We start from the raw sequence: 22,767 nt of genomic DNA on the forward strand, positions 1-22,767 counted from the left end.
GTAACGATTCGAAGTAAGCTTCCTCGGTGCAAGGGATCAAGGAAGATATTTCACCGTAGTTCCCTGGCTGAGGCCGTGCCCATGGAAAGCGCAGTGTTCTGCCGGAGCGAATGACAACACTTCTCAAAAAACAGGATGGAACAACGCAAATCCATGTCCAGTTACTGCGCAGTTTATGGATTTTGTGCTTTCTTTTCATACAAAAAGTATACACTCACTCGTTTCCTTTGAATCGAAACGGGGTGTATACTTTTCTGACGGCTGTGTACGTCTGGCATATGCCTGTCGCTACTCCGGCTGTTCAAGTGTTATGCTTCCTAATCTTCCGGATCGCAAGTCTTGGAGGATGATGTCTGCTGTTTTCTCAAAATTCACTCTGCCACCTGCCTCCAGACAACCTCTCCCTCTACCGATGTGTTCAAATATTTCGTTCATATCTTCATTATCCTCTGTTATTTGATAACGTTCCTTTAACACAGAAGGATAATTGGATTGTAAATACTGAATCACAAACGCTGCAATATCTTCTATTGGCAACAACTGATCCTTAATTGTACCTATAGCTGCCAGTCGATAACCAACAACTTGCTCCTCAAATTTTGGCCAAAGTATTCCAGGCGTGTCTAATAACTCAAAATCCTTTTTTACTTTGATCCACTGTTGGCTTTTGGTCACACCTGGTTTATCTCCCGTCTTGGCTATCTTCTTATGAACTAATCGATTGATCAATGTGGATTTGCCTACATTCGGTATGCCAATAATCATTGCACGAGCAGGTCTTGGACGAACCCCTTTTTTCTTTAACCGATCCATTTTCTCTTTAGCCATATCCTTTGCTGTCTGAATAACATGTTGGATATCTTTCCGTTCATTTACATTCACCGCAATGGCAACCATGCCTTCTGCTGAAAAATGGTTAAGCCAAACTTTTGTCAACCCTGGATCTGCCAAGTCATCCTTCATTAACACTACCATTTTTGGTTTTTGATTTAAAATTTGCTGTAAAAGGGGGTTTTGAGAAGATGCAGGCGCCCTGGCATCTACTAATTCAATCACAAAATCAACCAATTTTAATTTTTCTTGTACTTCTCTTTTTGCTTTGGCCATATGTCCAGGAAACCATTGAATTGTCATGTGTTCACCTCAATTTCTGCTATGTTAATCTACGAAGCCGATCTTATCTACAGGCCAATACGTTACACCAGCAATTCCTACTACTTGATCCATCGGGATGAATCCCAAATGTCTACTATCTGTTGAATTTGGTCTATTATCTCCTAAAACAAACACATGTCCTTCCGGAACTTCTTCAGCATCACCCGGAATATCCCGCAAAGAAAAATTAGTTGTATAATTCGATTGGTCTTTGTTTATTTCCTCATCAATAAACGGTTCTTCCACTCGTTGTCCATTAATATATAACTGGTCATCTTTATAGACAATGGAATCACCTGGTAAACCAATCACCCTTTTTATGTAATCCTTCTTCGCCGTAGCATGAAAAACAACAACATCAAAACGATCTGGCTCACCAAACATTAAACCTATCTTATTTACGATAATTCGATCTTTATTCTCTAGTGTTGGTAACATGGATGGACCATCAACTACAATCGGTACTGCAATAAACATGCGAAATAATATTACGATCAATCCTGTAATAATAATGGTTTTGATCCATTCAACCCAGTCAACATTTTTTTTAGCCATGAAAGATCCCTTTCCTTCATACACTCCAAGTGCTTCTAGATTATTATATAGAAGAAAAAGGAGCCTGACAATGCAAGCTCCTTTTTACACGATACTCATTAGCGAATTTCTTTAATACGCGCAGCTTTACCACGTAGGTTACGTAGATAATAAAGCTTAGCACGACGAACTTTACCACGACGAGTTACTTCAATTTTATCAATTCGTGGTGAATGCACAGGGAATGTACGTTCAACCCCTACACCGTAAGAAATTTTACGAACTGTAAATGTTTCACTAATACCACCGTTTTGGCGTTTAATGACAACACCTTCGAATACCTGAATACGTTCACGGTTACCCTCAACAACTTTCACGTGAACTTTCACTGTATCACCAGCACGGAACTCAGGTAAGTCAGTTTTTAATTGATCTTTTGTAATTTCTTCGATTAAATTTTGCATTCTGTTACACTCCTTCCAAACCAATGCTCTTAACGAATTAGACGGCAGCGGAACATCGTTTATTCACCTTAAGCGTTCACTTAAGCACAACTATCAATATAGCATATCAATCCAGGGAATTCAACTATTTTCTTGTGAAGTTTCCCATTCTTTTATCCACTTTTCTTCTTTTTCAGTTAATTGCAGATTTTGCAATAAATCTTGTCTTCTAACATAAGTCCTTTTTAACGCTTCTTTTCTGCGCCATTCTTCAATATGGGAATGATTTCCTGATAACAATACATCAGGTACTTTTAAACCACGGAAATCAGCGGGTCTTGTATAATGAGGGTGCTCTAATAACCCCGTAGAAAACGAATCCTGAACTGCTGAATCTTCGTTACCTAATACGTCTGGTAACAAACGGACAACACTGTCAATTACGACCATTGCTCCTAATTCTCCACCTGTAAGCACATAGTCTCCAATCGAGATCTCATCGGTTACGAGCTCTGTTCTAATTCGCTCATCATAGCCTTCATAATGTCCACATATAAAGATTAAATGCTCTTCTTTTGCAAGTTCTTCTGCTTTTTTTTGTGAGTATGTTTCTCCTTGAGGACACATTAAAATAATACGGGGTTTCTCAGACGTTTTTTTTTCGATCGCCTCTACCGCATCAAAAATTGGTTGAGGCTTTAATACCATCCCAGCACCTCCACCATAAGGGTAATCATCTACTTTATTGTGTTTATTATCCGTATAATCACGGAAATTCACATAGTTATACTGAAAAGCTCCTGACTCCTGTGCCTTTTTTAAAATGGAAGATTGAAAAACACCATTAAACATTTCTGGAAACAATGAGAGTATATCTATTTTCATCAGTCTAATAATCCTTCCATTGGTTCAATTTTAATAAGTTGCTGGTTCGTATCAACTTCTTTCACTACTTGTTCAATATAAGGGATTAAATATTCCTTTCCCTTCTGCTTAACAACCCATACATCATTTGCACCAGGTGAAAGAATTTCTGTAACCTTACCTATAAGTTCACCATCGGTTGTTTCGACTTCGCAGCCTATAATTTCATGATAATAAAACTCGTTCTCTTCTAACTCTGAAACTTCGCTTGTTTTAATAACTAACAATGATTCTTTAAAATGTTCTATATCATTGATATTGTTAAATCCTTCAAAATGTAATAGATCAAAATTTTTGTGTACACGATGACCATCAATAGTAACTGGTTTTAATTCTTGGTTATCCTTTTCTTTAATCCATAAGGTAGAACCAATTTCGAAACGTTCGTCGAAATCGGTAATACGAACTACTTTTACTTCTCCTTTTATACCATGCGTATTGACAATTTTCCCTACTTTTAAATGATCCATCTTAGCTCATACCACCTGTTATGTAATTTTCGTAATCATGCCATCTTTTATAATAATGGATTTTTGTTCTGTTAAGTCATCCCAGTTCATACCTTCTTCAAGATCGATAACTGCTTCGACTTCTCCATCATTAATTTCACTCCCAATTGGTAATATTTCCAACTGTTCGAGTTTGTATTTATACCAATTAATATGGTCCTTGCGATTAGATAACTCTTTCTTGAATTTGGCTGCGATATCTGCTTTTTTGTTAGCAGAGCGTTGTTCCAATTTTTTCTGCTCAAATTTTAATTGTTCACATTCCTGCTCAAGTTTAAAAATTTTGAATTGATATCCTTCTTTCAATTGTTCTTTACTTTGGTCTGTTACTATTTTTTTGACGGCTACTTTTTTAATAATTTTCATTGCTTCAGCCTCTCTCTCATCCCTATTAAAGAGCATAGAAACACCTAACAAAAGAATAGCACGCCACCAAACCAAAGCGCAAGTATACACTAGAAAACCCGCACACTAATCTCCCCTCACCTGATTCGTAATAGATATATACTGCGAAGTAATGAAAATACTGTTTGTTCGAAACTAAATGCACAGTCAACTACGAAGTAATTTTGACATATATCGTGATCATAACCGCCACTCCGGCTGCCCACTTCCCTTTCCGTGGGGTTTGCCCTTCAGCTAACTTTTTCGAGCAAAAACCGCTCAAAAAAGTGGATCTTCAGGTCAAACAATTCCCACAGGAGTGGAAGTGGGCGGCTTTCGTTAAGATATGCTCCACAACACTAACCCGAAATCAACCAATCGATTTCTCCACCATATGTAGCATAGGTTCGACTATGCTCAAGGGGAGTACAGTCGATTAGCACTGTAATAAAACAGAAAAGTTTAGTTCCATGAGTTCATTTCTTTCTATAATCAGAATAACAAAAATAGCGGAGGCAGAATACGGAGACTCCTATGGGAACTCACGCGAGCCGAAGACCCCGCAGGAAAGCGATTTTTGCTTTCCGAGGAGGCTAAGGCCGTGCCCATGGAAAGCGCAGTATTCTGCCGGAGCGAATGACAACACTTCTCAAAAAACAGGATAGAACAACGCAAATCCATGTCAAGTTACTGCGTAGTATATGTTTATGGCGCTCTATTTATTTAACCGTTCTGCTAAAAAAAGAGGGGGCTATTAGCCTCCCTCTTTTCACATAATATCTAAATAGATTTTTTTATTAGATTTCATTCCAGCTGCATAAACAACTGTTCGTATTGATTTGGCAATGCGACCATTTTTGCCGATCACTTTCCCTACATCATTTTCATGAACTTGCAGGTGATACACAACTTTGTTTTCCTCTTCTTTTTCGGTAACAACGATGTGCTCAGGATGATCGACTAATGGCTCTACAATGGTTGCAATCAAAGATTTCATCGAATCACATCACTTTATTATTGATTTTTTGATTCGTGGAATTTCTTCATGATGCCTTCATTTGAGAATAAGTTACGTACCGTATCACTTGGTTTTGCACCTTTAGTCATCCAATCAAGTGCTTTATCTTCATCTAATTTCACTTCAACCGGGTTAACTACCGGGTTATATGTTCCAATTTGCTCGATAATACGTCCATCACGTGGAGAACGAGAATCAGCAACTACGATACGATAGAATGGATTTCTTTTAGATCCCATACGCTTTAAGCGAATTTTTACTGCCATGTTTAACACCTCCAAATAAATATCTAACACAAGATAGAATTGTATCAGATTTATTTCAGTCTGTAAAGGGTTTTTACCTTACATGAATGGAAAATTAAATCCTTTCGGTTTTTTTCCTTTTTTCCCTTTCTTTCCTTGCTGTGAATTTGTCATTTGCTTCATCATTTTCTTCATTTCTTCAAACTGTTTCAACAAACGGTTTACCTCTGAAACAGAACGACCTGCTCCTCGCGCTATACGCTTACGGCGACTTGCATTAATTACACTTGGATCCTGCCGTTCTTTTGCAGTCATCGATTGGATGATTGCTTCCACATGAGCAATTTGCTTTTCATCAAAATCAACATTTTTAAGGCCTTTCATTTTATTAGCACCAGGTATCATGTCTATTAATTCATCCAGTGGTCCCATGTTTTTCACTTGACCCATTTGTTCTAGAAAATCATCTAGTGTGAACGAAGCAGAACGCATTTTTTCTTCTAATTCTTTTGCTCTTTTTTCATCAACATTTTCTTGAGCTTTCTCAATTAGTGAGAGAACATCCCCCATTCCTAAAATCCGAGATGCCATTCGTTCTGGGTGGAACACTTCCAGTTCATCTAACTTTTCACCCATACCTGCAAATTTAATCGGCTTTTCTGTAACAGCTTTAATAGATAGTGCTGCACCACCACGAGTATCTCCATCAAGCTTCGTTAAAACAACACCGGAAACATCTAATTGTTCGTTAAAGCTCTCTGCCACATTCACTGCATCTTGACCAGTCATTGAGTCAACCACTAAAAAGACTTCATCCGGATTAACATTTTGTTTAATTTGAATCAATTCATCCATTAATTCATTGTCCACATGAAGACGACCAGCAGTATCAATGATGACATAATCCAAATGTTCCTCTTTAGCACGTTCCATGGCTTTTTTGGCAATATCCACTGGGTTTGCATCAGTTCCCTCTGAGTAAACTGGCATATTTAATTGTTTACCTAACGTTTCTAGTTGATCAATCGCTGCAGGACGGTAAACATCCGCTGCAACCAATAATGGCTTACGATTGTACTTTTTACGTAATAAATTAGCTAATTTACCTGTTGTAGTTGTTTTACCGGCACCTTGTAAACCAACCATCATGATCACAGTAGGTGGCTTATCTGCCACTGCTATTTTACTTTCATCACCACCCATTAATTCTGTTAATTCTTCTTTTACCACTTTGATGACCTGTTGACCTGGTGTTAAACTTTCCATTACTTCCTGGCCAACTGCACGTTCTTTCACTTTTTTAATAAAATCTTTCACGACTTTAAAGTTTACGTCCGCTTCTAGTAAAGCTAAACGAACTTCTCTCGTCATTTCTTTGACATCTTGTTCGGTTACTTTACCTTTTCCCTTAATTTTCTGAATGGTATTCTGCAGGCGGTCGGCTAAACCTTCAAATGCCATACTATACGCCCCCTATTCGATTTCAATAATCTGTTCTACTTTTTCTTTCCATACTTGGTCATTGTTCTCTTCTGCCAATGCAAGCAATTCCTGAAGCAGACTTTGTCGCTTTAAAAATTTCTGATAGAGACCAAGCTTTTGCTCATATTCCTCTAACATTTGTTCTGTTCTGCGAATGTTATCATAAATTGCTTGTCTTGATACATTAGATGTCTCAGAAATTTCCCCTAATGAGAAATCTTCTACATAATACATCTCCATATAATTTCGTTGCTTGTCAGTCAGCAATTGTTGATAAAAATCATAAAGAGCGTTAATCCTTGTCGTTTTTTCTAACATAATAAGGACACCTCGTTAAGTAAAATACCTTTACACTTCAGTCTAATCATCTTAAAGCAACACTGTCAAGTCTCGAGACTATTCTTCTTCTAACAAATCTGCAAATAAGCCATACACAAATGCATGCGGATCAAAAGTTTGCAAGTCTGTTACTTTTTCCCCAAGTCCTACTAACTTTACTGGGGTTCCTAGCTCATTTCGGATTGCCAAAACGATACCACCCTTAGCTGTACCATCTAATTTTGTTAATACAATCCCGGAAACATCTGTTGCTTCTGAGAATGTCTTCGCTTGGCTTAAAGCATTTTGTCCTGTTGTTGCATCGAGTACAAGTAACACTTCATGAGGTGCATTTGGAACTTCACGCTCGATTACTCGTTTTACTTTTGCTAATTCATTCATTAAATTAACCTTATTCTGCAAACGACCTGCTGTATCACAAAGTAATACATCGGCATTACGGGATTTTGCTGCTTGAATACCATCGTAAATAACGGCTGCTGGGTCACTGCCTTCATTATGTTTAATAACATCAACACCAACACGTTTTCCCCATTCATTTAACTGTTCGATAGCACCAGCACGGAACGTATCACCAGCAGTTAATAGTACTTCTTTTCCTTCTGATTTCAATTGATGCGCTAATTTACCAATCGTTGTTGTTTTTCCAACTCCATTAACTCCAACAAAAAGGATAACGGTTAAGTCATCTTGCTGCATATTTAATGAAGTATCTTCTGATTCGTCATCATCCCCCTGGTAAATTTCGACCAGTTTTTCGGAGATCACTTGCTTTACTTCATTGGTATCTTTAATATTTTGTCTTTTCACTTCCATTTCAAGTTCTTCAATTAAATCCATCACGGTTGTCACACCGACATCAGCTGCGATCAACACTTCTTCGAGATCTTCGAAAAAGTCTTCATCCACTTTTCGATAGCGAGCAACTAAATCATTGATTTTTTCGGAGAAAGACTTCCTTGTTTTGCTCAAGCCATCTTTATACTTATCTGACACTTCTACTTGCTTATCTGTTGCTTGAAATTTATCCTTCAGCTTTTTCAGGAAACTCATTTTTCTACCTCCTCACACTTAGGCTTCTAAAAGCTCTGGTGCTTCTTCTAATTTAACAGAAACTAAACGTGATACACCTGATTCTTGCATGGTAACACCATATAATACATCTGCTTCTTCCATTGTACCTTTTCTATGTGTAATCACAATAAATTGCGTGTGCTTACTATAATGTTTCAAATACTGGGCAAAGCGAGTCACATTTGCTTCATCCAGAGCAGCTTCCACTTCATCCAGTACACAGAACGGAACAGGACGTACTCGTAAAATCGCAAACAATAATGCGATAGCAGTTAATGCCCTTTCTCCACCGGATAATAAACCTAATTGTTGTAATTTTTTACCTGGCGGCTGTGCAATAATATCTACACCAGTTTCTAGTAATTGATCCGGATCAGTTAATTTTAATTCAGCATGGCCCCCACCAAATAAACGTTGGAAGACTACTGTAAATTCTTCTTTTATTTGCGAAAAAGTTTCATTAAATCTTCTGGTCATTTCTTCATCCATTTCCGCAATAATTTCATATAATGTCCGTTTGGCTTCCACTAAGTCTGTTTGTTGACTGGTTAGAAATTGATGTCGTTCTTTAATCCTATCATACTCATCAATAGCACCAATATTTACTGTTCCTAATTCTTCAATCGATTTCTTAATTAATTTGACTTGTTCTTTCGCATCCTCGAGATTGTCTGGCTGAGGGTAGTCAGCTTTCGCCTTTTCAAAAGTCATAAAGTATTCACTCTCCAGTAGTTGAAGACGATTTTCCAACTCCAGATCTAATCGATTTCGTTCAATTTCAACCGCTTGGATCTCCTGTTGTAACTGATACTCCTCTTTTTTGGCTTGTTTAAGTGAGCCGTCTAAAGTAGTAACTTTTTGCTGTGTTTCGGATCGTTGTTCACGTAATTGTTGCAACTCTTGCTGCAATGCTGTTTTTTCTTGTGTTTTTAGATGAATCTCTTCGTCAATTTCTTCTGGTGTCTGTTGGCTATTTTTAACATCAATTAATTGCTGTAGCTGTTTTTGCTTTCCTACAATCGTCTCAGAAACCTCAGATAAATCGTTTTTCGAATTTGCAATCTTCTCTTTTTGGTTGGACAGCTTACTTCTTAGTTCTGCTTGCTCGACATGCAGTGTTTGTAATTCCTGTTTAAGTTGTTCTTCTTTTGCTTCAAAATTTTGATGCTGATCTGTCAATTCTTCAATTTCGTTATCTAGTTTACTCAATTTTTCTTGTGTTTTTTCTAGATCTTGTTCAATTTGTTCCAATTGCTGTAACAAGAGTTTTCGATCTTCTTCTTGTTGTAATTTGTCCTGATCATAAATCGACAACTGATCATTTAAATGCTCTAAAGACAATTTCCATTCTTTAAAATTGCTTTGGTGATCTTGATATGTTTTACGAATTTCATCTAGTTGTCGATAACAATTATCTTTTTCTGCTTGCAAATTCGCTAATGCGTCTTTTTGTTCGCTAATTTGCCTCTCATAGTCTGTTACTCGAGTTTGGTATTCTTTATATTTACTCGTTAATGTTTTTAGTTCACGGTCTCTCGTAAATAATGATTGATTATTTTTCTTTTTGGCTCCACCAGACATGGAACCACCAGGGTTCACCACATCTCCATCAAGTGTCACGATGCGGAATCTTCGACCTGTATGCTGTGCAAATCGATTTGCTGCACTAAGTGATCTAGCAATAATAACATTACCTAACAATGCTTGCATAACTGGTTGATATCTGGATTCATAACGAATTAAATCCGCAGCTACTCCGACAAACTCTTCTTCCTGTTCAAGCATTTGAACCATATTTGTTGGTATCTGTTTTGGTTTCATTGCGTTTATTGGTAAAAAAGTAGCTCTACCCTTATTTGTTTTTTTCAGCCATTGAATGGCCTCTCGTGCCGATTTCTCAGAATCAACTACAATATGTTGGGCTTGAGCGCCAAGAGCAGTTTCCATTGCATCCACTAATTGATCATCAAATTCTATTAATTCCGGTATTGCACCGTGAATACCGGTTAACTTCTGTTGTACCCTTGCTTTTAGCACTTCTTTTACACCAAAATAGAAACCTTGAAAATCTTCTTTTAAGTCCTCCAGCATTTCCTTTTTGGATTTAAGGTTTTCAACCATTTGATAGCCTTTATATAATTTTTGCTGCATATCTTCTAATAGCTTCGACTCTACCGTTACTTTTCTCTCTAACTGTTCGTACTCCGATTGGCAGGTATGTAATTGTTCCTCATCTTGTTTACATTTTTCTTCTGCTTCTTGAACAGCTTGCTTTAACTGAAGACGTTCTTCATGGAGGTTTTCCCATTTAGAAGATTTGACATGTTGTTTCCCTTCCATCTTCTCCAATTGCTGCTCAATTGAGTTTTTCTCGTTTCGTTTAGCTGCTTGTTCATTTAACCATTCAATATAATCACTTTTAAGTGTCTCGATATCTTCTTCTATCGTATTTTTACCTTTTTCTAATTGTTCTTGGATAACGGTTATTTGTTCTGTTAACTGTTTATTTTTTTCCTTGTAGTCACTCAGTCTAGTTTGCTCATCTTCTAAGCTGTTTAAAAGTATAGCTTTTTTGTTTTCCGACTCTTCTATTTCCTGTTCCAGTTTTTCTTTATTTTCTTGGAAATGTTGAAGTCGTTCATGAAATATCTTTTTATTTCCTTCAAGACTTTCTAACTTTTGGGTGTCAACAAGTAGTTTTTCCTGTAAACTTGTGATTTTCTCATCCATTTCTTGTATCTGTGCTTTTAGTTGATCACTTTCTGCCTCTCTTGTCTCAACCCATTGCTGTTTTTCTTTTAGTGCATGATGTTTACCTTTTATTTGTTTTTCTGATGCTTCCCATTTCTCATTTAATTGTTCAATTTCTTTAGCCAACAAACCAACTTCCACATTAGTCAATCGTTCTTTTTGATCTAAGTACTCCTTAGCAATTGAAGCTTGCTGTTCAAGCGGTCCTAGTTGCCCGTCTATTTCATATATAATATCTTCGACACGATTTAAATTCTCTTGTGTTTCTGCTAATTTATATTCGGCTTGTTTCTTTCTGTTTTTATATTTCAAAACGCCTGCCGCTTCTTCAAATATAACGCGACGTTCTTCTGATTTTGAACTTAAAATTTCTTCAACTTTCCCTTGACTTATAATAGAAAACGCTTCTTTACCCATACCTGAATCCATAAATAGCTCTGTAATATCTTTCAAACGGCATGGTTGCTTGTTCATTAAATATTCACTTTCGCCAGAGCGATATACTCGACGCGTTACACTAACCTCGTGATAATCAACAGGTAATGCATTGTCTGAGTTATCTAACACGAGTGTTACTTCAGCAACATTTAACGCATTACGTGTATCACTACCTTGAAAAATGATATCTTCCATTTTGGCACCACGTAATGATTTTGCTGATTGTTCGCCAAGTACCCAACGGATTGCATCTGTAATATTACTTTTTCCACTACCGTTAGGCCCTACAACAGCTGTAACGCCTGGTACAAATTCTATTTTTACTCTTTCAGCGAAAGATTTAAAACCAATTGTATCTAATTGTTTTAAATACATGTTTAAAACCCCTATTTATTATCATCTAACAACATAACTTGTATGTTGATGTTAATTTATCCTTTGCATTTCAACTTATTTATTTTATCATAAAGAATAGAGTAAGAGAAGGAAGTTTCATAAAATACCGAAATAGGAGTGAATTGATTTGAATTTGGAAGAGAAATCCGAGGAAAATTTAGCACATATCATTCATGAGATGGGTAGAATGTTGCAAGTAGTTAATGATTCTATAATGAATCCTAAAGATTATGACCTTGATAATTACGAAGAATTAAAATCCTTACATGATCTTTTGCAACAGAAAGGAAAACTAACGGTTGCCGAAACCCAAGCATTTATCGCAGAGCTGAGAGAATACCGAAAATAATAGAGAAAGTCTTAGGAGGGGCTTGTCAAGAAAAGTGTGTAAGTTATTCTAAATACTTTAACACACGTTCATTGAGGTGATCATGAATTAACAGCTGATTCATGACCATTGCCCATTGTTGAATATGGCCACCTTCCCACTTATTTTCAAGTTCTTTGGTTCGTAAATACAAAACTTTTAGAAGGGCGTTCTCGTTTGGGAATGCTCCTTTTTTTGTCACTTTTCTAAAGCTGGAATGTATACTTTCTACGGCATTCGTAGTGTACATAATTTTGCGTATCGCACTTCCATAATCAAATAGTTGTTCCACATGGGAGAAATTCCGTTTCCAAACGTCAATAGCTCCAGGATAAGCAGACCATTGTTGTTGAAAGGTTTCAAATGCACTATGACATGCTTTAAGGCTTGGTGCTGCGTAAACCTTTTTTAATGCAGCAGTAAAAGCTTTATAGTCTTTACTTGGAACATACTTAATCGAATTTCTAATGAGATGAACCATACAGCGTTGTACGACAACTTGTGGGAAAATGGCACGAGCTCCATCTTCTAATCCACTTACTCCATCCATAGAAATAAAGAAAATATCTTCTACACCACGAGCTTTTATTTCATCAAAGATTTGCATCCATTTATGCTTACTTTCCGTTTCATTTAACCATAAACCAAGAATGTCTTTCTTTCCTTCCATGGTATAGCCTAACATGGTATAAACAGCGTATTTCTTGGTTTCGTAGTCGTTACGTACGGTCGTATAAAGACAATCTACGAACACAAAAGGATAACAGTTGCTTAAAGGGCGACTTTGCCACTCTTCTAAATCAGGAAGCACTGTATCCGTAATATCGGATATCATTTCATGAGACACGGAGAATCCATAGATATCTTCAATCGTGGATGAAATATCTCGCTGAGACATTCCTCTTGCATACATGGAGATGACTTTATCCTCGATGGCAGAAACATCTCTTTTACGCTTGGGAATGAGGTGTGGTTCAAATGAACCGTCACGATCACGAGGTACAGCAATATCCACTTCGCCATCTGTCGTTTTGACTGTCTTTTTTCCGTAACCGTTCCGTCTATTGTTTGTTTCCTTTTCTCCCTTATCATTGGATTCATAGCCCAAATGATGATTCATTTCACCTTTTAACATCGATTCAAACATCGGTCCGAATATGTCCTTTAATGCATGTTGCATATCTTCTACAGACTTTGGTTGATACTGTTCAATAATCTTGTTAGCTAATTCTACGGAGTTAGGATCTCTTTTGGGTTTGCCCATTTAAAACACTCCTTTAGCTTTATAGTTATTATTCTACCAAATAAAAAACTGTGTGAGTAAGAAACCGTACGCATTTCTTACTTACACAGTTAATATTACACTCCCCTTAGGAGATTATTTAAGAAAACTCCTAAGACTTTCTAATTCTTACCTTCCCCTTCCAAATAAAAAGACTGTTCAATCTTAAGAACATCTATATGACGAATAGTAACATTTTATCTAGTTCTATTGCACTATTTGTTGGAGACGTTGTCTATTGTGGTATCCACTGGCAATTTGAGGATGACTTTGTCCAAAAGTAATATTTCGAGTACCATATTCCTTTATTGCGATATCTGCATGGTTTATTGCGAAATGTAGTTTCTTTATTGCGAAATACTGCTTCTTTAATCATATATGCTTAAATTTTCTTTTTTGATAAAAAACCCCTCGCTTCAACCTTAATTGAAACAGGGGGTTCACCTTTTCAGACTATTTTATGAAAAATTTTTAATGAGGCAGAGCGTCTAATGCTTGTTTTGCCGCACGTTGTTCTGCTTCTTTTTTCGTCCGACCTACCCCTTTTCCTGCTGTCTTACCATTAATCGTAACAACAGCGAAAAATTCACGGTCATGTGCAGGGCCTTTCTCGTCTACAATACTGTATTCCACTAATCTATTCTTATGTTGCTGTACTGTTTCCTGCAATTGACTTTTGTAATCCATCGTATGCGAAAAAGCACCGGTTGTAATCTCAGGGTACACATACTTCCTTAAGAAGGTAATAACTTGATCATATCCTTGATCTAAGTATAATGCTCCAATGAAGGCTTCAAAGACATCTGCTAGTAATGCAGGGCGATTACGACCACCCGTCATTTCCTCACCCTTACCTAATAAAACGTATTTGCTAAAATCGAGTGTCTCAGCAAAGCGAACTAGAGCTGGTTCACACACGATCGAAGCTCTCATCTTGGTTAAATCACCTTCCTCTAATTCATTATATTCCCGATAGAGGTATTGAGAGACTCCCAGTTCTAGAACCGCATCACCCAAAAATTCTAACCTTTCATTATCTACTAGATTCTTTTTCCGGTGCTCATTCACATAAGATGAATGAGTAAAGGCTTGTTTTAACAATGTTTCATTTTCAAAATAAATCCCTAATTTTTCTTGAAGCTCTTTAAAATCAGACACAATCCTCACCTACCAACATGAAATCAATCATTGTCATTATTATAAAGGATACATAGCTTATCGCCAACCCTAAATTGTAAAGGTTTTTAATAGTTTTGGTTTTGTCTTACTGGATTAGAAACACACCACTAATTCAAGAATTTTGGTTTTCATAAAGGACAAACCCGTTTCATGTTGATTGAAACGGGTTAATCTGTACAGACTGTACTCTTAGACAGCCGAAACTTATTACTTGATTGAACAGTTCTATTGGTTGCTGTCTATGTAATTTACAGCATCACCTACTGTAGCAATTTTTTCCGCATCTTCATCAGCAATTTCCATGTCGAACTCGTCTTCTAATTCCATTACAAGTTCTACAACATCAAGAGAATCAGCTTCCAAATCATCTTTAAATGATGCTTCAAGCGTAACTTTATCTTCGTCTACATCAAGACGATCGACAACGATTTGCTTTACTTTCTCAAAAGTCTCTGACATTTTCACGTCACCTCCTTTCAAAGTATATGTACCTTCCTACATAACCATACCTCCATCAACCGGTATAGTTTGTCCGGTAACATAATTAGCTTGTTCAGAAGCTAAGAATAAAGCAACATTCGCTACATCTTTCGCTTCTCCTAATTTATTTAATGGAATTAATGCAAGCATTTGCTCTTTCTGTTCTTCTGTGAGTTGATCAGTCATATCTGTTGCAATAAAGCCAGGTGCAATAGCATTGACTAATATATTTCTAGCTGCTAATTCCTTCGCAGTTGTTTTCGTTAAACCAATAACACCCGCCTTAGCAGAGACATAATTTGCCTGACCAGGGTTGCCGCTTATACCAACAACAGAGGATACATTAATAATTCGACCACTTTTTTGTTTCATCATTTGACGTGTCACTGCTTTGGTACATAGGAATACCCCTTTTAAGTTTATGTCAATGACATCATCAAAGTCAGCTTCACTCATGCGCATCAATAAATTATCTTTTGTAATACCTGCATTATTCACTAAAATATCGAGACTGCCAAACGTTTTCGTCGTTTCTTTCACCATTGCTTTGACGTCATTTTCATCACTGACATTTGCTTTGATCTTAATTGCTTCTCCTCCGTCAGCAATGATTTGATCTACTACTTCTTGAGCTTTATTTTCACTTCCAGAGTAGTTTACCACTACTTTTGCACCTTTACTAGCAAAAGTTAAAGCAATTTCTCGTCCGATTCCTCTTGAGGCACCTGTTATTAGTGCGACTTGATCCTTTAACATGGTTAATCCTCCTTCATCCATTCGATAAATTCAAATAATGTTGCTTTGTCTTGGACAGTAAAAGTTTTCGCGCGACGATTCACTTTTTTTACGAGACCTGTTAACACTTTGCCACTGCCTACTTCGACAATCGCATCGAGTGGCTCCTCCAATAGTTTTTCGATAATTTCTTCAAAACGTACTGGCGAATATAATTGTTCTACTAGTAATTGCTGAATTTGTTCTTTTTCAGTGACTTTATCAGCGGTAACATTTGCATAAACAGGTATTTCTGCATCAGACCAATTAATATTATGTACTAATTGTTGAAACTCCTTAGCTGCTGACTTCATTAGACTTGAGTGAAATGGCCCACTCACAGGTAAAGGTAATACACGTTTTGCACCTGCTGCTTTTAAATGGTGAGCTGCTTCATCAATTGCTGATTTCGTTCCAGATACAACGATTTGTCCTGGACAATTGAGGTTAGCAATCTCGATAACACCATCCACTTGTTCACTAATTTTTTGCAGTTCATTACCTAAGGTTTCTTGATCCATTCCTAAAACAGCCGCCATAGAGCCTTTTCCTTCAGGATAGGCATTTTCCATTAGCTTACCTCTTTGATGTACTAAAGAAACAGCATCAGAGTAGGAAATAGCATTCGCTGCAACAAGTGCACTATATTCCCCAAGACTGTGACCACTTGTAACAGATGGTGTAATACTATTTTCCGCTAAGATTTTTGTAATGGCTGTACTAACTGATAACAATGCTGGTTGAGTATTTTCCGTTTTTGTCAATACCTCTTTAGGACCTTCAAACATAATCGACGTTAAGTCATAACCTAAACGTTCATTAGCAGTATCAAAGAGCTCTCTTACTTGTGGATACTCCTCATATAAGTCTTTCCCCATTTCGACTACTTGTGATCCTTGACCAGGATAAACAAAAGCGATCTTTTTCACGATTTATTCCTCCTCAGTAGCAGCTTGCAACGTTTTTACGTCAGCTTCTATCTTTCCGATTACATCTTTTTCTACAATGTTTATTGTTTGTTGGATAGCACTGAAAATGGCTTGTTGATTGGATGACCCGTGCGCTTTGATCACTGGAGCAGCGAGGCCAAATAATGCAGCACCACCGTACTCTGAATAATCTAATTGCTCTTTTAAGCCTTTTAGATCTTTTTTCACAAGTGCGGCAGCGAGTTTGGTTTTGGTATTGCTCATAAATGTGTCTTTAATCATCGAAAACATCGTCAAAGCGGTACCTTCCACTGTTTTCAAGGCAACATTTCCACTAAATCCATCGGTAACAACAACATCCGCCACACCATTTAACAGATCTCTCGCCTCGACATTACCAACAAAATTAATCGGCAGTTGTTGCAACAGCTCAAATGCTTTTTTTGTTAATTCATTTCCTTTGCCATCCTCTGTTCCAACGTTCAAAAGTCCAATACGCGGATTCTTTACTTGACGAACTTTTTCCATATAAATAGATCCCATTAGACCATATTGCTGCAGGTGTTGTGCTTTGGCATCAACATTTGCTCCCACATCTAGCAATAAGAAGCCATTACCATTAACGGTTGGAAGTGTCGGGCTTAAAGCCGGGCGGTCTATCCCTTTGATTCTACCGACAACAAACAACCCAGCACTCATTAAAGCACCCGTGTTTCCTGCAGAAATACAAGCATCTGCACGTCCAGCTTTTACTTCGTTTGCCATGAGCACTAAGGAGGCATTCTTTTTACGGCGAACTGCTTTTACAGGTTCATCATCACTAGTAATCTCCTCTTCCGTATGAATAACTTCAATTGCAGCATGTTTCTCCAGATATGGAGTTATCATATTTTCATCACCAATTAACGTAATTTCCAGATCACTAAAGTGGTTCACAGCTTTTAATGCGCCTAATACAATTTCCTTTGGTGCATGGTCGCCGCCCATAGCATCGATTGCGATTTTCATGATTCGTTCCCTTCCTTCTCTTGAGTCGATCGAAACATTTCAAAAACTCCCGAAAAAACCGTTTCGTTATCCACATAGCTAAGCACTTCTACTACAGTCCGATTGTTTTTCTCTAGACCTACTACTCGTGCTTTTGCAATGACCCGTTCTCCCTGTACGACTTGACGGGTAAATTTGATATTTGCATTTGTTGTTAGTGCTAATTCATCATTGATAACGGCAACAGCAAGGGAGTTAGCCTGCGCAAATAAATGGTGGCCACGCGCAATTTTATTTCGTGAAAAAACATGTTCCCCAGTAATATCCATAATTGAAATAGCACGTTTATCTAATTCTAAATCAATAATTTCACCAATAACCTCATCGATCGGAAGTGCCTTAACCGTTTCATTCCAATTATTCGTTGCAACAGATTTGATCCGTTCACGTAACTCTGGAATATTTAACTCCATCCGATCTAAACGAATTGTCTGAATGCTAACATCAAATAATTTCGCTAGTGCTTCATCCGTAATAAAGGGCTTTGCTTCAATCGTTTCTTTTAACAAAGACTGCCGTTCTTTTTTACTTCTTTTCATGAATTACACCGTCCATCTGCAAGTCATCATTCATTCCAACGAAAAATTATGACTAGGTACTAATAGTAATATATAATACCATTAAAAAATATGCAAGTGAATCTAATTTAATAATTGCTGATCTATTTCAATTTGAGAAAGTAAATACTCCATTAATGCTTGGAATTCAGGATTTCTCCACCATTCATTTTCGACAATATCGACTGCATCTGCTCTTGCTGTTTCCAATGCTCGATAATCGTGAACTAAATCTGCTAATTTAAATTCTGGTAACCCGCTTTGTTTGACACCAAATATATCACCAGGACCGCGCAGTTCTAAATCTCGTTCTGCCAAAACAAAGCCATCAATTGTTTCCGTCATAATTCGCATACGTTCTTTCCCTGTTTCACCTTTAGGATCAGCTACTAAAATACAATAGCTTTGCTTATCTCCTCTCCCGACACGTCCTCTTAATTGATGTAATTGTGATAAACCAAAGCGATCTGCGTCCTGGATCATCATCACCGTGGCATTCGGGACATTGACCCCTACTTCTACTACTGTAGTTGAAACTAGTACTTGAACTTTGTTCGCAGCAAAGTCATTCATCACCTGTTCTTTTTCCTCGGTCGTTAATCTTCCATGCATAAGTCCTACTGTTGCCTTATCTTGTAAAATGGTTTGTAATTGATGATATAAATCCAATGCATTCTGAATATCTAATTTATCTGATTCTTCAATTAAGGGACAAATAATATATGCTTGAGAACCTTTCTTTATTTCCTTATATACAAAATTAACGGTTCTTTCAAACATGTTATGCTTGACCCAATAAGTTTCAATTGGCTTTCTGCCCTTAGGCATTTCATCAATTTTGGAAACATCCATATCTCCAAATGCAGTAATAGATAAAGTTCTTGGTATAGGTGTAGCGGTCATAAATAAAATATCTGCTAAAATACCTTTTTCACGTAATATATTACGTTGTTGAACACCAAATCGATGTTGTTCATCGATAATGACATACCCTAAGTTGTCAAAATTTACATCGTCCTGAATGAGTGCGTGTGTACCTATTACGACATTACATGAACCATTTTCAATTTCTGTTAGCATTTCTTTTCGCTTTTTGCCCTTTATTGATCCAGTTAACCGATGTACACTAACATCATCTGGTAATAACTGTTTTAAAGACTCTTCATGTTGTTCCGCTAAAATTTCTGTTGGAACCATTAAAGCAACTTGCTTACCTGCTGTAACAACTCCATAAAGACTAATAACAGCTACAGCAGTCTTACCTGAACCAACATCGCCCTGTAATAATCGATTCATCCGGTAAGGTGATTGCAGATCCTTAAAAATTTCTGCTAAGGCGTTTTTCTGAGCAGAAGTTAAAATAAAAGGTAATTGTTCGATCAACTGTTTTACTTTTTCCATATTAATCTCTTTGGCATTACCTTTTGTAGCTTCCCGGTTTCTCTTTCGGTAGAGTTGCATTTTTATTTGAAACAGCAATAATTCTTCATAAATAAACCGCCTCTTGGCGTGTTTTAACTGTTGAAAGGATGGAGGAAAATGAATATTCCCCAAGCCATCGGCCCGATTTGGTAATTTGTACTTATCTAAATAAGAAGTCGGGAGAATTTCGGTAATTTGATCACGGAAGGTAGCCAATGCACTCTCCATTATTTTTTGGAATTGAGCATTTTTAATGTCTCCTTTGGAAGAGTAAATCGGGGTAATAGGACTTGAGCCTTCTATTGCGCCCTTTTTATAATTATCAATCGTTATTTGCAGCCGGTGTTGATCCCATTTTCCATTTACCGATACTTCTTCACCTGGAATAAAATGCTTTTTGGCAAAGGCACGGTTAAAGAGGACACCCTTTACAACTGCTCCATTAACACGTAAAGAAACAACCATCCTGGATTTTTTTCTTTGATAAAATTGTACGGTTGGCTCGTGGATAACTTCACCAACTATCGTCACTTTTTCATTATGTATCAGTTCATGAAGTGGTTTTTGTTCATAATGATCATATCGGTTTGGAAAGTAATATAGCAGATCTTCAATTGTATGGATGCCAATTTGTTCGAGCGTTTCAGCAAGCTTTGGCCCGACCCCTTTCACTTCTTGAACAGAAATATTATTCATTTTACTCACACTCTCTTAATTCAATTATATAATACAACCCACCAGGTTCTCAGTAGATATATACTGCGAAGTAATGAAAGGTGAAAAAGTAAGGCTTTCTCCCATTCTGGATAATGATGAGTGCTGAAACGACGCTGCGGAAAAAATACTCACTTTCCGTGGGGAACGCTTCAGCCAGGGAACTTCTTGATTTAAACATATTTGTTCCCTTGCACCGAGGAAGCCTACTTCGAAGCTTTACTAGGAGACGCAGGTGCATCACGCGGGGTATTCAGACTGTTCCTTTCCCACAGGAGTCTCGCATTTTTTCCGCAGCTTAGTGTAGTGTTCTGATGAAATAACAGGAAATCCTAAGAATATAGTTCCCTAAGTTCCATTCTTACAATATCAGAACACTAAAATTAGCGGAGGCAGAATACGGAGACTCCTGTGGGACTCACGAGAACTGAAGATCCACTTGGCAAAGTGTTTTTCTTTGCCAAGTTAGCTAAAAACCGCCCACGGAAAGCGCAGTATTCTGCCGGAGCGTATGGCAGCACTTATCAAAATGCAGAATGGAAGAGAGCAAATCCATGTCCAGTTACTGCGCAGTATATGGATTTTGTGCTCAAATTGGATAAAAAGCTCTATCACCTGGGATAGAGCTTTTGTTTTTATTCGATAGAAAATATATAAGAATAGATCGGTTGGTTACCTTGATGAACTTCCACTTCTATATCTTCAAAATTATCCTCGATAAATGCAATAATTTCATTTTCTTCATGATCAGTTGTTTCTTCTCCCCGAATAACAGTAACAATCTCATCTTCATCTGCCTCGATCATTTCAGTTAACAATTCCTTGATAACAGTCATTTGATCAGCGTTTGTTACTTTAATTTTTCCATCAGCAAGCCCCATATAATGACCATTTTCAATCGTCATGCCTTCTATCTGTGTATCACGAACGGCATAGGTTATCTGACCAGTTTTTACTTCCTTGCTTGCATCAGTCATTGTTTCTTTATTTTCATCCAAACTAAGCTCAGGATTATACGTTAACATAGCAGACATGCCTTGTGGGATTGTTTTCGTCGGCACTACTGCTACATTAACTTCAGCTAGTTCGGCAGCCTGTTCAGCAGCCATCACAATATTTTTATTATTAGGCAATATAATAATATTTTCAGCATTTGCCTCTTCAATAGCATTTGTTAAATCCTGTGTACTCGGATTCATGGTTTGACCACCTTGAATCACAACTGTTGCTCCTAAGCTTTTAAATAATTCTGTCAGGCCATCTCCCATTGCAACTGTTACTACTCCGAAAGGTTGCTTTGCTTTAGGCTTCTCTTTTTTCTGATCGACAATGCTGGAATGTTGTTCTCTCATATTTTCTGCTTTTAAATGAATAAAGCTACCAAACCGTTGTCCTAAATTGAAAACATCACCAGGGTATTCCGCATGAATATGAACTTTGACAATTTCATCATCTGATACAACTAATAATGAATCACCATGCTCGCTTAATTCTTCTCTAAAAGCAGCCTCATCATATGGATGTTCTTTTAGTTTATCTTCTTCGAAACGAACCATAAATTCTGTACAATAACCATACTCAATTTCGTCAGTACTCATATAGTCTTGTGCCAGTTTGTGATGCTCTGCACTGACTAGATCATCTAAATCCATTGTGTCATCTTGAGAGGACTCCGGTACTTCTTCACCTTTTAATACTGCTAAAAATCCTTCATAAATCACGACTAATCCTTGTCCACCACTGTCTACTACTCCTACTTCTTTTAGCACAGGTAAAAGTTCTGGTGTTCTCTTCAAAGATTGTTTCGCAGCTTGAACAACTTGTTCCATAAAAGCAACAATATCCTGTTCCTCTTCTGCAATTTTCTTTGCTTCAGCAGCTGTGTCTTTTGCAACGGTAAGAATCGTTCCTTCTACCGGTTTCATCACTGCTTTATAGGCAGTATTCACACCACTCTCAAGTGCTGTAACAAAGCTCTCAATATCCAATTTAACTGTTCCTTCTAATCCTTTGGCAAAACCTCTGAATAATTGTGATAAGATAACACCTGAATTACCTCTAGCTCCCATTAGTAATCCTTTGGCAAATGCATTAGCTACTTCTGAGACACTATCATGATTTGCTTTTTTCACCTCGTTTGCCCCGGAGGTAATAGATAAATTCATATTTGTTCCAGTGTCGCCATCTGGTACTGGAAATACATTTAAAGCATCTATTTTCTCAGCATTATTTGCTAAACTGCGCGCACCAGCTAACACCATATTGGCAAACAATGCCCCATCTATATTTTTTTGCGTCACTTGCGTGTTCCTCCCTCTGCTCCT

General features: G+C 37.4%; 22 protein-coding genes. 1 reads left to right on the top strand and 21 read right to left on the bottom strand.

Annotation, left to right across the window (positions count from 1 at the left end):
- Positions 1 to 288: 288 nt before the first annotated feature.
- The 12 genes from ylqF to smc all read right to left on the bottom strand — a co-directional run bounded on the left by ylqF (position 289) and on the right by smc (position 11,671).
- Positions 289 to 1,134, bottom strand: a complete 846-nt coding sequence (ylqF, locus tag J5J03_RS09750) for a ribosome biogenesis GTPase YlqF (RefSeq protein WP_208589148.1) — start codon at positions 1,132 to 1,134, stop codon at positions 289 to 291.
- A 24-nt stretch (positions 1,135 to 1,158) separates the two neighbouring features.
- Positions 1,159 to 1,710 carry a signal peptidase I gene (gene lepB, locus J5J03_RS09755; RefSeq protein ID WP_208589149.1) on the bottom strand — a complete coding sequence of 184 codons (552 nt, stop codon included), beginning with the start codon at positions 1,708 to 1,710 and terminating at the stop codon, positions 1,159 to 1,161.
- A 98-nt stretch (positions 1,711 to 1,808) separates the two neighbouring features.
- Entirely contained in the window at positions 1,809 to 2,153 is a 345-nt protein-coding gene (rplS, locus tag J5J03_RS09760; RefSeq protein ID WP_153836974.1) for a 50S ribosomal protein L19, read from the bottom strand.
- A 120-nt stretch (positions 2,154 to 2,273) separates the two neighbouring features.
- A complete protein-coding gene (trmD, locus tag J5J03_RS09765) occupies positions 2,274 to 3,017 on the bottom strand; it encodes a tRNA (guanosine(37)-N1)-methyltransferase TrmD (RefSeq protein ID WP_208589151.1) in 744 nt (247 codons plus the stop codon).
- Positions 3,017 to 3,526: a ribosome maturation factor RimM gene (gene rimM / locus J5J03_RS09770; RefSeq protein ID WP_208589152.1), complete on the bottom strand. Its 510-nt coding sequence runs from the start codon at positions 3,524 to 3,526 to the stop codon at positions 3,017 to 3,019. Before rimM ends, trmD begins: the two co-directional genes overlap by 1 nt.
- An 18-nt stretch (positions 3,527 to 3,544) precedes the next feature.
- A complete protein-coding gene (locus J5J03_RS09775; protein ID WP_208589154.1) occupies positions 3,545 to 3,931 on the bottom strand; it encodes a YlqD family protein in 387 nt (128 codons plus the stop codon).
- Positions 3,932 to 4,718: 787 nt separating this feature from the next.
- On the bottom strand, positions 4,719 to 4,946 hold the full coding sequence (locus tag J5J03_RS09780; protein WP_208589156.1) for a KH domain-containing protein: 228 nt from the start codon (positions 4,944 to 4,946) through the stop codon (positions 4,719 to 4,721).
- A gap of 17 nt (positions 4,947 to 4,963) precedes the next feature.
- Entirely contained in the window at positions 4,964 to 5,233 is a 270-nt protein-coding gene (gene rpsP, locus J5J03_RS09785) for a 30S ribosomal protein S16 (RefSeq protein WP_018932699.1), read from the bottom strand.
- Between the two features lie 78 nt (positions 5,234 to 5,311).
- Positions 5,312 to 6,673, bottom strand: coding sequence for a signal recognition particle protein (gene ffh / locus J5J03_RS09790; RefSeq protein ID WP_208589158.1), 1,362 nt, complete (start codon positions 6,671 to 6,673; stop codon positions 5,312 to 5,314).
- Between the two features lie 12 nt (positions 6,674 to 6,685).
- Positions 6,686 to 7,012 (bottom strand): putative DNA-binding protein, encoded by a 327-nt coding sequence (locus J5J03_RS09795; protein WP_208589159.1) that lies wholly within the window; start codon positions 7,010 to 7,012, stop codon positions 6,686 to 6,688.
- Positions 7,013 to 7,090: 78 nt separating this feature from the next.
- Entirely contained in the window at positions 7,091 to 8,086 is a 996-nt protein-coding gene (gene ftsY / locus J5J03_RS09800) for a signal recognition particle-docking protein FtsY (RefSeq protein WP_208589168.1), read from the bottom strand.
- Between the two features lie 18 nt (positions 8,087 to 8,104).
- Entirely contained in the window at positions 8,105 to 11,671 is a 3,567-nt protein-coding gene (smc, locus tag J5J03_RS09805) for a chromosome segregation protein SMC (protein ID WP_208589176.1), read from the bottom strand.
- A gap of 148 nt (positions 11,672 to 11,819) precedes the next feature.
- Here smc and J5J03_RS09810 point away from each other — a divergent pair, with 148 nt between their 5' ends.
- The gene (locus J5J03_RS09810) at positions 11,820 to 12,041 is read left to right on the top strand and encodes a DUF1128 domain-containing protein (RefSeq protein ID WP_208589177.1); all 222 of its coding nucleotides are present in this window, start codon (positions 11,820 to 11,822) and stop codon (positions 12,039 to 12,041) included.
- Between the two features lie 43 nt (positions 12,042 to 12,084).
- On the opposite strand, the gene J5J03_RS09815 is transcribed toward J5J03_RS09810, so the two are convergent.
- The 9 genes from J5J03_RS09815 to J5J03_RS09855 form a co-directional block, all read right to left on the bottom strand.
- Positions 12,085 to 13,323 (bottom strand): IS256 family transposase, encoded by a 1,239-nt coding sequence (locus J5J03_RS09815; RefSeq protein ID WP_208589178.1) that lies wholly within the window; start codon positions 13,321 to 13,323, stop codon positions 12,085 to 12,087.
- Positions 13,324 to 13,812: 489 nt separating this feature from the next.
- Positions 13,813 to 14,499 carry a ribonuclease III gene (gene rnc, locus J5J03_RS09820; protein ID WP_208589179.1) on the bottom strand — a complete coding sequence of 229 codons (687 nt, stop codon included), beginning with the start codon at positions 14,497 to 14,499 and terminating at the stop codon, positions 13,813 to 13,815.
- 246 nt (positions 14,500 to 14,745) lie between these two features.
- On the bottom strand, positions 14,746 to 14,979 hold the full coding sequence (gene acpP, locus J5J03_RS09825; protein WP_018932706.1) for an acyl carrier protein: 234 nt from the start codon (positions 14,977 to 14,979) through the stop codon (positions 14,746 to 14,748).
- Positions 14,980 to 15,015: 36 nt separating this feature from the next.
- Entirely contained in the window at positions 15,016 to 15,756 is a 741-nt protein-coding gene (fabG, locus tag J5J03_RS09830) for a 3-oxoacyl-[acyl-carrier-protein] reductase (RefSeq protein ID WP_208589180.1), read from the bottom strand.
- Between the two features lie 2 nt (positions 15,757 to 15,758).
- Positions 15,759 to 16,703, bottom strand: a complete 945-nt coding sequence (gene fabD, locus J5J03_RS09835) for an ACP S-malonyltransferase (protein WP_208589181.1) — start codon at positions 16,701 to 16,703, stop codon at positions 15,759 to 15,761.
- A gap of 3 nt (positions 16,704 to 16,706) precedes the next feature.
- The gene (gene plsX / locus J5J03_RS09840) at positions 16,707 to 17,711 is read right to left on the bottom strand and encodes a phosphate acyltransferase PlsX (RefSeq protein WP_208589182.1); all 1,005 of its coding nucleotides are present in this window, start codon (positions 17,709 to 17,711) and stop codon (positions 16,707 to 16,709) included.
- Positions 17,708 to 18,289 (bottom strand): transcription factor FapR, encoded by a 582-nt coding sequence (fapR, locus tag J5J03_RS09845; RefSeq protein ID WP_208589184.1) that lies wholly within the window; start codon positions 18,287 to 18,289, stop codon positions 17,708 to 17,710. Before fapR ends, plsX begins: the two co-directional genes overlap by 4 nt.
- A gap of 102 nt (positions 18,290 to 18,391) precedes the next feature.
- Positions 18,392 to 20,434: an ATP-dependent DNA helicase RecG gene (recG, locus tag J5J03_RS09850; protein WP_407927828.1), complete on the bottom strand. Its 2,043-nt coding sequence runs from the start codon at positions 20,432 to 20,434 to the stop codon at positions 18,392 to 18,394.
- A gap of 644 nt (positions 20,435 to 21,078) precedes the next feature.
- The gene (locus J5J03_RS09855) at positions 21,079 to 22,743 is read right to left on the bottom strand and encodes a DAK2 domain-containing protein (protein WP_208589194.1); all 1,665 of its coding nucleotides are present in this window, start codon (positions 22,741 to 22,743) and stop codon (positions 21,079 to 21,081) included.
- Between the last annotated feature and the right edge of the window lie 24 nt (positions 22,744 to 22,767).

The organism is Gracilibacillus suaedae (genome assembly GCF_017599345.1).
In the GTDB taxonomy this organism is placed as follows: domain Bacteria; phylum Bacillota; class Bacilli; order Bacillales; family Amphibacillaceae; genus Gracilibacillus; species Gracilibacillus suaedae.